General features: G+C 75.4%; 2 protein-coding genes. Both read left to right on the forward strand.

Features of this window, described 5'->3' with window-relative positions:
- A partial coding sequence (locus tag RH94_RS00980; RefSeq protein WP_107428592.1) for a glycosyltransferase occupies positions 1-1117 on the forward strand: 1117 nt, incomplete at its 5' end.
- Positions 1114-1769 (forward strand): SGNH/GDSL hydrolase family protein (locus RH94_RS00985; protein ID WP_234425432.1); only part of this gene is annotated, 656 nt, incomplete at its 3' end. The genes RH94_RS00980 and RH94_RS00985, both read left to right, overlap by 4 nt.

Consider the following 1769-nt stretch of genomic DNA (forward strand, 5'->3'; position numbering starts at 1 on the left):
CCCCGCCTCTGGCGGACTGCGCACCGCCCTGCACGAACTCGGCAAGGGTTACAAGGCCGCCAGCCACGCACCGGTGCTGATCATCCCGGCTGACCGCCACACCGACCGGGAGACCGAGCAGGGCCGCGTCATCACCCTGCCCGGACCGCTGCTGCCCGGCACCGGCGGATACCGCGTCCTCACCGACAAGCGACGTGTGGTCGCCCTCCTGGAGGAACTCGCCCCGGATCGCCTGGAGGTCTCCGACCGCACGACACTGCGGTGGACCGGCAAGTGGGCCCGGCGCGCCCGGGTCCCCGCGGTGATGGTGTCCCACGAAACTGCCGACGGCGTGCTGCGAACCTGGGGACTGCCGCAGAACCTCTCCCGGCGTGCCGCCGACGCCCTCAACGCGCGTACGGCGCACACCTACGCGCGCGTGGTGTGCACCACCGAATTCGCCGAGCGTGAGTTCGTGCGCATCGGCGCGCGCAACGTCGTACGCGCGCCCCTGGGCGTCGATCTGGTGGAACGGCACCCCGCGCTGCGACACGCGGGACTGCGCGCCTGGCACGCGCGTGAGGACGAGGCGCTGCTGGTGATGTGTTCCCGGCTGTCCGTGGAGAAGCGGCCCGGCACCGCGCTGGACGCGGTGGAGGCGCTGCGGCGGCGCGGGCGGCGGGCGGTGCTGGTGGTGGCTGGGGACGGCCCGCTGCGGGCGCGCCTGGAACAGCGGGCCTGTGAGCGCGCACTGCCGGTCGCCTTCCTGGGACACGTCCGTGACCGTGGCCTGCTCGCCGCGCTCCAGGCCTCCGCCGACGTGTGCCTGGCACCCGGACCGGCCGAGACCTTCGGGCTCGCCGCGCTGGAGGCGATGGCCTGCGGCACACCTGTGGCGGCCAGTGCCTCCTCCGCGCTGCCGGAGGTCATAGGCCCCGCCGGCGTCACCGCGGCGGACCATGGCGCGGCCTTCGCGGACGCCGTGGAGACCCTGCTGGCACGCCCTGAGCGGGAGCGTCGCGAGGCCGCACGCACGCGTGCGGAGTGCTTCGGGTGGGCCGCCTCCGTCGAGGCGTTCCTCGCCGCTCACGACGCCCCGGCCGCCGCGCGTCGCCCGCTGCCGGAGGGAGTGGCATGAGACCCCTGCGTTTCGTCGCCGTCGGTGACTCGCTGACCGCGGGCGTGGGCGACCCCGCGGGCGACGGGTGGCGCGGCTGGGCCGCCCTGCTGGCCGACGGGCTCGCCGAGGAGCCCGCGAGCGTGGAGTTCACCAACCTCGCGGTCAGCGGGGCGCAGACCCGTGACGTACTGGAGCGGCAGGCACCGGTCGGCCTGGAACTGCGCCCGGACCTCGTGTCCGTCGTCGTAGGCGTCAACGACACCCTGCGCCGTACCTTCGACATCCACGCCGTGGCCGCCCGGCTCGACCGGGTGTACGCGGCCTTCACCGGCCGGGGCGCGGTCCTGCTGACGGCCTGCCTGCCCGACCCCGGCGCGATGCTCGGCCTGCCGGGGGCGCTGGCCCGCCCGCTGACCCGGCGGCAGCGGGCGGTCAACGCGGTGGTGCACGCGCTGTCCGAACGGTATGGGGTCGTGCACCTGCACGCCGACGCCGGCGGGTGGGTGACCGACCGCGCGATGTGGAGCGCGGACCGGCTGCACCCGGGGGAGCGCGGGCACCGCCAACTCGCCCTTCGTTTCCATGCGTTGCTCGCCGAGGCGGGCCTGGCCACGGGAACCGCGCCCTCGCCGGAGCCCGATTCCCCCGCGCCCACCAGGTCGGCGAGCCT

It is taken from the genome of Streptomyces kebangsaanensis (genome assembly GCF_001906585.1).
Classification (GTDB): Bacteria; Actinomycetota; Actinomycetes; order Streptomycetales; family Streptomycetaceae; genus Streptomyces; species Streptomyces kebangsaanensis.